This is a genomic window from Streptomyces botrytidirepellens (assembly GCF_003721215.1).
GTDB lineage: Bacteria > Actinomycetota > Actinomycetes > Streptomycetales > Streptomycetaceae > Streptomyces > Streptomyces himastatinicus.
Window position 1 is genome coordinate 1 of record NZ_RIBZ01000735.1, and the last position, 8,738, is coordinate 8,738.

Sequence of the window (8,738 nt, forward strand, 5' to 3'; positions counted from 1 at the left end):
CGCGCCCGGCTCGGCGACCGCGCCCGGCTCGGCGACCGCGCCCGGCTCGGCGGCCGCGTCCGGTTCGGCGACCGCCGAGATCCGGGCCCGGCCCGAAATCCGCCCGGTGCTCGGACGGCAGTTGAGCTCCAGGTCGTAATGGGTCACCCGGTAGCCGCCGTTGCCGTGCCCGGGCAGATACGAGTCCCCGGACCGGTCCGCCCCGACCGGGCCGCCGGGCGCGGCCTGTGCCCGGCCGCCCTTGCCCCTGCCCCTGCTCACTTCGCCGTGTCCTCCGTCTTCCGCATGTCCCGCTCCTTCTCCGGCTGCCACGCCGCGATCGGGTTGCCGAGCCACCGGGTGCCCGCGGGCAGGGTCTCGCCGCGCATCACCAGCGACGCCGGACCCACCGTGGCACACGCGCCGACCGTGGCGCCCGGCAGCACGATGCCGTGCGGGCCCAGGGTGGCGCCCTGTTCCAGCACCACCACGTCCATGCGCATGATCCGGTCGTGGAACAGGTGGGTCTGCACCACGCACCCCCGGTTCACGCTCGCCCCGGCGCCGATCCGCACCAGATCGGCCTCGGGCAGCCAGTACGTCTCGCACCAGGCGCCGCGCCCGATGCGCGCGCCGAGCCCCCGCAGCCACCAGTTCATCAGCGGCGTCCCGGACACGGCCCCGGCCAGCCACGGTACGGCCAGCACCTCCACGAAGGTGTCCGCCAGCTCGGTGCGCCACACGAACGAGCTCCACAGCGGCCGTTCGGTGGCCCGGAACCGGCCCACCAGCAGCCACTTGGCCAGCACCGCCGCGACGCACGCCACCACACCGCCCGCGCCCAGCAGCATCCCGCCGCCCGCCAGGGCCGCCGGGAACCCCCACCGCGCGGCGACCGCCGCGAACGCGGCCAGCACCAGCACCGCGAGCGCCGCACCGCCCATGACGGGCACGATCCGGCACAGTTCGACGGCGCCGCGCGCCCACTTCAGCCGCCGCGCCGGACGGTACGTACGGCTCTGGTCGCCCTCCTCGGCCGCCCGCGGCAGCCGCATCGGCGGCATCCCGAGCCACGAGCTGCCCGCCTTGGCGCCCTTGGGCGCGGCGGACAGCACGCCGACCAGACCGCGCTTGGGGACCGAGCTGCCGCCCGCGGCCATACCGGAGTTGCCGAGGAACGCCATCTTGCCGACCCTCGACTCGGCGATCCGCAGCCGCCCGCCGCCCAGTTCGTACGAGGCGACCATGGTGTCGTCGGCGAGGAACGCGCCGTCACCGACGGTCGTCATCGACGGCAGGGCCAGGACGGTGGACGCCTCGACCCCGCGGCCGACCTTCATCCCGAGCGCCCGCAGCCACACCGGGGTGAACAGGCTGGCGTACAGCGGGAACAGATGCACCCGTGCCATGTCCATCAGCCGCTCGGTGGCCCACGCCTGCCAGGCGATCCGCCCGTGCACCGGGTGGTGGCCCGCGCGCAGGCCGATGCCGAGCGTCCGCACCCCGGCCAGGATGAGCAGCGCGTAGCAGACCATCCCCGCCACCGTCGCGACCGGCACGGCGGCCAGTGCCTGGAGCAGCGCCGCCCCCGCGTCGCGGGTGCCCCGGACGAACCACGCGAGGACGGCGAGCGCGGGCAGCAGCGCCAGCGCGGGCAGCAGGGTCAGCCCCAGCGAGGTGAGCCCGTACACCACCGCCCAGCGGCGGGTGCGCGACGGCCGGTCCTCGGGCCGGTGCTGCGCCGCCTTGCCGGACTTGGCGGCCGGTACGCCCGCCCAGCGTCGCCCCGCGGGCACCGCACCCGTCACCCCGGACCCCGGGGCGATCTCGGCGCGCTTGCCGATCCGGGCGCCGGGGAAGAGCGTGCTGCGCGCGCCGACCGTGGCGCCCGCGCCGATCCGGATGCGGCCGATCCGCAGCCGGTCGCCGTCCAGCCAGTGGCCGGACAGATCGACCTCGGGCTCGACCGCGCTGCCCTTGCCGAGCTTGAGCATCCCCGTCACCGGCGGCAGCGCGTGCAGATCGACGTCCGCGCCGATCCGCACGCCCAGCGCCCTGGCGTAGTGGGTGAGCCAGCTGCCCGACAGCCCGGTGGCGCCGCTCAGTTCGGCCAGCCGCTCGGCCGTCCACAGCCGCAGGTGGACGCCGCCGCCCCGCGGGTACGTTCCCGGCTTCAGACCCCGCAGCAGCAGCCGCGCGCCGCCCGCCGCGATCGCGATCCGGCCCGGCGGCGATACGCACAGCAGCCAGCCGAGCGCGATCCACCACCAGGACACGGTGGGCGCCCAGGGCGCGGAACCGACGAGGTGCAGCGCATTGAGGACGGCGGCCGCGGCCACGCTCCAGCGCAGCCCGGCGACCGTCAGCAGCGGCAGCATCAGCAGCGTCTGCGCGAGACCGGTGCGCCGGGGGACGGGCCGTATGGTGCGCGGGGCCGTCGCCGCGCTGCCCATCGTGTCCAGCGTCCGGGCGAGCGCGTCCAGCCGCGGGTTCTGGTAGATGTCGCTGACCGAGCCGCTGGGGTAGCGGTCCCGGATCCGCGAGACGAGCTGGGCGGCGGCGAGGCTGCCGCCGCCCGCCGCGAAGAAGTCGGCATCCGGACCGCTCGCCGGGGTGCCCAGCACCTCGCCCCACAGCTCGGCCAGCCAGCTCTCGGTCTCGGTCAGCCCGTCCGCCGGTCCGGCCGTGCCGACCCCAGGCAGCGGCCAGGGCAGCGCGGCCCGGTCCACCTTGCCGGAGGTACGGGTGGGCAGCGTGCCGACCACCGCGAGCAGCGGCACCAGCGCGGCGGGCAACACCGCCCGCAGCCGGTCCAGCGCGTCCGCCTGGTCGAAGCCGCTCTCCTCTTCGGGGACGACGTAGCCCACCAGCAGCTGGTGGCCCGCCTTCGTCGTGCGCACCGCGGCCGCGGCGCCCGCCACGCCCGCCAGCGCCTGGAGCGCGGCGTCCACCTCGCCCAGCTCGATGCGGCGGCCGCCCAGCTTGACCTGTTCGTCGGCCCGGCCGACGAACAGCAGCCCCTCCTCCTCGGCGCGCACCAGGTCGCCGCTGCGGTACGCCCGCGCCCAGCCGAGCGACGGCAGCGGGGCGTACTTCTCGGCGTCCTTCGCCGGGTCGAGATAGCGGGCGAGACCGACCCCGCCGATCACCAGCTCGCCGACCTCGCCCAGGGGCACGACCTCGCCCCGGGCGTCCACGACCGCCAGCTCCCAGCCGTCGAGCGGCAGCCCGATCCGCACCGGGCCCTCGCCGGTCAGCTGCGCGGCGCACGCCACGACGGTGGCCTCGGTCGGACCGTAGGTGTTCCACACCTCACGGCCTTCGACCGCCATCCGCTCGGCCAGCTCCGGCGGGCACGCCTCGCCGCCGAAGATCAGCAGCCGTACGTCGTCCAGCGCCTCCACCGGCCACAGCGCCGCCAGTGTGGGCACCGTGGAGACCACGGTGATCTCCTGCTCGACCAGCCAGGGCCCGAGGTCGACACCGGTGCGCACCAGCGACCGGGGCGCGGGCACCAGACAGGCGCCGCTGCGCCACGCGAGCCACATCTCCTCGCAGGAGGCGTCGAAGGCCACCGAGAGACCGGCCAGCACCCGGTCGCCCGGGCCCATCGGCTCGTCGGCCAGGAACAGCCCGGCCTCGGCGTCCACGAACGCGGCCGCGCTGCGATGGGTGACGGCGACGCCCTTGGGCTTGCCGGTCGACCCGGAGGTGAAGATGATCCACGCGTCGTCGCCGGGCCCCGGGCGGCCGGGGCCGCCGTGCGGCTCGGCGCGCGGCGTCGTCTCCAGTCCTGCGCCGAGCACCACGCTCACCGCGGCCTCGGAGAAGACCAGTTCGGCCCGCTCGTCCGGGTCCTCCGCGTCCACCGGCACATAGGCCGCGCCGGCGGCCAGCACGGCGAGGATCCCGACGTACAGGTCGGCGGTCCCGGACGGGACGCGGATGCCGACCCGGTCGCCGACGCCGACCCCCGCCCCGGCCAGCCGCCGCCGCACCCGCTCCACCTCGGCCAGCAGCGCCCGGTAGCTCAGCGCGGAGTTGCCGTCGTCGACGGCGGGGGCGTTCGGGTGGCGGCGGGCCGTCTCGCCGAGGACGTCCATGAGGGTGCGCTCGGCGTGGGTGCCGCGCCCCGGGAACAGGGCGCGCGGAGCCACGGGCTCCGCGGCGGGTACGGGCAGCGGGGCGATCAGCGTCTGGGACTCGTCTACGACAGTCATCCGGCCTCTCCGGAGTCGGTGGACCGAATGTTCGGCGACACCGTCCGGACCACCGGACCATCGGCCTCCGCCATGTCCGGCTCCGCACTGAGCCGGGTCCCGAACACCCGCTCGCGGCAGATGACTGCCCCGAGGGCGAACACTCGGCGCGGCTCTCCAGCGGCCGACCCGAATCCGCGGCCACGGACGGCCGGACGGGCTTGTTCCGCCCCCCAACCGAACCGACGCCGCATTACGCCGAGCAGGCAGTTTACCCAGCGTTAACAGCGGCCTCCGGCCTTGTGGAACGCCGACGGCCCCGGTCGGCGGCCGCGCGCCGCTGCGGCCCACCGCCCCGCCTGCTCTCGTCCCCCGTACAACATGCCTGGTGGGAGCCCGTTTTCGCGGTGTCGTCCGCGGCTCGCCACAGCGCTTCGCAGCGGCCGGTGATCCTGTGTCCGGACTCACAACGGTCCCGACCAGGGTGGATCATCGTCAGCCACGGCGCATCGCCGGGCCGTGCTTGGCCGATCGTGCAAACCGGCCCGGGGCATCTTGGCCGATGCGCGCATCCCCGCGCCGTCCCGCTGCCGGATCATCAGGGGCCATGCGGCAGCGGAAGGAGCGGGTCGGTGCACGGTGAGAACAAACTGACGAGACGCCGGAGCGTGGCGGGACTGGTCGCCGACGCGAGCGGCGGACCGCTGCGGCGCACCATGGGGCTGAGCCAGCTCACGCTGCTCAGCGTGGGAGCCACCCTCGGCACCGGGATCTTCGTGGTGCTGGGCGAGGCGGTGCCCGAGGCCGGTCCGGCGGTGGTGGTCTCCTTCGTGCTCGCCGGGGTCACCGCGCTGTTCTCGGCGCTCTCGTACGCCGAGCTGGCGGGCATGATCCCGGGCGCCGGGTCCTCGTACAGCTACGCCTACGCCACCCTCGGCGAGCTGGTGGCCTGGGTCTGCGGCTGGTGTCTGATCCTGGAGTACGGCGTGTCGGTGGCCGCGGTCGCGGTCGGCTGGGGCCAGTACGTCAACGAACTGCTCCAGCTCACGGTCGGCTGGACGCTGCCCGATACGCTCGCCGCCCCGCCGGGCGACGGCGGGGTGCTCAACGTGCCCGCCGCCGTGATCGTCGTCCTCGCGATGGTGGTACTGCTGCGCGGGGCGCGGGAGAGCGCGGTCGCCAACGCCGTCATGGTGACCGTGAAGGTCGTCGTGCTGGTGATGTTCTGCGCGGTCGCCTTCACCGCCTTCCACGCCGGGAACTTCCGCCCGCTGTTCCCGCTCGGCACCGCAGGGATGACCGCGGGCGCCGCCTCGCTCTTCTTCTCGTACATCGGCTTCGACGCCGCCTCCACGGCCGGGGAGGAGGCGAAGAACCCGCAGCGCGATCTGCCGCGCGCCATCATCCTCTCGCTCGCCCTGGTCACCGCCCTGTACTGCGCGGTCGCGCTGGCGGCGGTCGGGGCGATGCCCTGGCAGCGGTTCGCGGGTACCGAGGCCACGCTGAGCCAGGTGCTGGTGCGTGTCGTCGGCGGCGGCAACCTGTGGCCCGTGCTGCTGTCCATCGGCGCGGTCATCGCCACCACCAGCGTCGTGCTGACCGTGCAGTACGGGCAGATCCGCATCCTCTTCGCGATGTCCCGCGACGGGCTCGTGCCCCCGCTCTTCTCCACGGTCCATCCCCGGACCGGGGTGCCGCGCGCGGGCACCGTCATCGTCACCGCCTTCGTCACGGTCCTCGCCGCGCTCATTCCGCTCGGCGCTCTCGCGGATGCCACCAGCATCGGCACCCTCTTTGCGTTCGCCCTGGTCAACCTGGCGGTGCTGATCCTGCGGCGGCGCAGCCCGGAGGCGCCCCGCGGCTTCCGGGTGCCCTTCGCGCCGGTGACGCCGCTGCTCGGAGTGGCCGCCTGTGTGTACGTCATGTACGGGCTCGGCGCCGATACCTGGATCGCGTTCGGCGCCTGGATGGCGGCCGGGCTCGCGGTCTACGGGCTCTACGGCATCCGCCACTCCGCGCTGGGCCGGACCGCCACCCCCGAGAAGACCGTTCAGGAGACGACGTCATGACCACGCTGACCACCCCCGCGACCGCCCTCGATCCGGCTGCCGCCGATGTCGTGGCGCTCACCCGCGCCCTGGTCGACATCCCGTCCGAGAGCGGCGAGGAGGCCGCGCTCGCCGACGCCGTCGAGACCGCGCTGCGCGCCCTGCCGCATCTGACGGTCGAGCGGATCGGCGATTCCGTGGTGGCCCGCACCGGGCTGGGCCGCGACCGGCGCGTGATCGTCGCGGGCCATCTGGACACCGTCCCGGCCGCCGGGAACCTGCCCGCCCGCCTCGGCCCGGAGCGGCTCCACGGGCTCGGCGCCTGCGACATGAAGGGCGGCGTCGCGGTGGCGCTGCGGCTCGCGGCCACGCTCACCGCCCCGGTCCATGACGTGAGTTACGTCTTCTACGCCTGCGAAGAGGTCTCCGGCGACCGCAACGGCCTCGCCCACATCGCCGCCGAGCGCCCCGAACTGCTCCACGCCGACCTCGCGATCCTGATGGAACCCTCCGACGCCGGGGTCGAGGCGGGCTGCCAGGGCATGCTGATGGCCGACATCACCGTGCGCGGCGCCCGCGCGCACACCGCCCGCGCCTGGCGAGGGGTCAACGCCGCCCACCGCGCCGCCGCCGTCCTGAAGCGCCTGGACGACCACACCGCCGAACGCGTCGTCATCGACGGCCTGGAGTACCGCGAGGGGCTCAGCGCCGTCGCCGTGCGCGCGGGGGTGGCCGAGAACGTCGTCCCCGACAGCTGCGTGATCACGGTTAATCTGCGCTTCGCGCCCAGCCGTTCACCCGAGCAGGCCGAAGCGTACGTACGGGACCTCTTCCCCGAGTACGAGGTGGAGATCACCGAGGTCATCCCCGGCGCCCTCCCCGGCCTCGACCGGCCCGCCGCCGCCTCGTTCGTCGCCGCGCTGGGCGCGGCGCCCCGCCCCAAACTGGGCTGGACCGACGTCGCCCGCTTCACCGCGCTCGGCACCCCGGCCCTCAACTACGGCCCGGGCGACCCGTCCCTGGCCCACACCCCGGGCGAGTACGTGCCCCTGGCCCAGCTGCGCGCGTGCGAGACGCGGCTCGCGGACTGGCTCGACGGCCGCTGACCCTACGTCGCTCCGGCCCCGCGCAGGCCCGCGAGCGTACGCAGCTGGAGCCACAGCACCAGCCGCTCGTCCGGGTCGTCCAGGTCGATGCCCAGCTGGGACCGCACCTGGCGGAGCCGGTAGCGGCAGGTGTTGGGGTGCACGGCGAGCCACTTCGCCGCCCGGGCCATGTCGCAGCCCGCGTCCAGCCAGCACACCAGGGTGCGGGCGTGGTCCGTACCGTGGTCGGCGTCGTACGCCAGCACCTCCCGCCACGCCCCCGCGGCCAGCTCCCGCCGCTCGCCGAGGAGCCCGGTGAGCCGGAACAGGACGGCCCGGGCCCGCACCTCGTGCGCGGCCGCGACCGGCTCGTCCGGCCCGAGCACCCGCAGCACCAGATCGGCGTCCTCCCGCGAGCCGGGTATCTCCGCCGGGTCCGGCACCACCTCGCCGAGCCCGGCCCGCACCGGCACCCGCAGCGCCTGCCCGGCGCGCCGCACGATGTCCTCCGCGAGCCGCCGCTGCCGCTCCCCGGCGGGCCCGCCCCGTTCGCCGGTCACCGGCAGCAGCGCGTACACCACCCCGTCGACCAGGACGCACGCCTGCCGCCCGTAGCGGGCCTCGCACTGGAGCCGTACGAGGTCCAGCAGCCGCAGCGCGGCCTGTTCGCCGTCCGGCGCGGAGGCCGTCGGGTCCAGGGCGAAGGCTGCCACTCGCAGCGGGATGCCCGGGGTGAGGCCCAGGCGCTGGGCGGCGGTGGCGGGGTCGGCGGTGCCGTCCAGCAGCCGTCGCAGCAGATCACCGGTCAGATGCCGGGACAGCTCGGCCGCCGCCCGGGCCCGCAGCAGGAGCAGCGCGGCGGTGGAGGCGCCCTGGGCGAGCTGGGTCTCGGCGTCGGGGGCGAGCGTTCCGTCGTCCACGACCCACAGGGAGCCGAGGGTCTCGCCGCCCGCCCGGACGGCGACGGCCAGCCGCGGCAGCTCGCCCCCGCCGAGGGCGGCGAGCCGGACCGGGCCCGGGGCGGCGAACAGCACCCGGTACTGCTCGGTGTTCTCCGGGCTGTCCGGCACCTGACGGCCGAGGATGCCCTGCCGCCTGGCCTCGTCGACCGGCTGCCCGGGCACGGTGGAGTACGCGAGGACGGTCTGCCGAGGATCCTCGATGACGGTCGCCCCGCCCACGGCCGCGGCCACCGCCCCCGCCAGCGAGAACAGGTCCCCGAGCGCGGCCCCGTCGCCCGCCGGGGAGGGCCGCGCCCCGATGGCCTGGGCGAGCAGCAGATGGACGTGGTGCCAGGCGGCGTCCTCGTCCACGGCGAGCAGGGCCGTACCGCTCTCCTCCGCCTCGGCGACCGGCCCCGGCCCGGCCGCGCCGCGCACCACGACCCCGGCCATACCGGCGGCGGCCGCCTCCCGCACCAGCGGCCC

General features: G+C 75.5%; 4 protein-coding genes and 1 pseudogene. 2 read left to right on the plus strand and 3 right to left on the minus strand.

Translation table 11 applies throughout. The annotated features are described in order from the left end of the window. Together EEJ42_RS37470 and EEJ42_RS37475 are read right to left on the minus strand one after the other, a co-directional pair. Positions 1–261, minus strand: a pseudogene (locus EEJ42_RS37470) (hypothetical protein); the annotation flags it as partial. Further along, on the minus strand, positions 258–4,199 hold the full coding sequence (locus EEJ42_RS37475) for a Pls/PosA family non-ribosomal peptide synthetase (RefSeq protein WP_123106647.1): 3,942 nt from the start codon (positions 4,197–4,199) through the stop codon (positions 258–260). The gene EEJ42_RS37475 and the pseudogene EEJ42_RS37470, both read right to left, overlap by 4 nt. Before the next feature lie 611 nt (positions 4,200–4,810). On the opposite strand from EEJ42_RS37475, the gene EEJ42_RS37480 reads away from it, so the two are divergent. Both EEJ42_RS37480 and dapE read left to right on the plus strand, forming a co-directional pair. Then, positions 4,811–6,247, plus strand: coding sequence for an amino acid permease (locus tag EEJ42_RS37480; RefSeq protein WP_123106648.1), 1,437 nt, complete (start codon positions 4,811–4,813; stop codon positions 6,245–6,247). Further along, entirely contained in the window at positions 6,244–7,332 is a 1,089-nt protein-coding gene (dapE, locus tag EEJ42_RS37485) for a succinyl-diaminopimelate desuccinylase (protein ID WP_123106649.1), read from the plus strand. The genes EEJ42_RS37480 and dapE overlap by 4 nt, the downstream gene beginning before the upstream one ends. A gap of 2 nt (positions 7,333–7,334) precedes the next feature. Here dapE and EEJ42_RS37490 read toward each other — a convergent pair. Then, the coding region (locus tag EEJ42_RS37490) for a PucR family transcriptional regulator (RefSeq protein ID WP_148082166.1) at positions 7,335–8,738 on the minus strand (1,404 nt) is incomplete at its 5' end.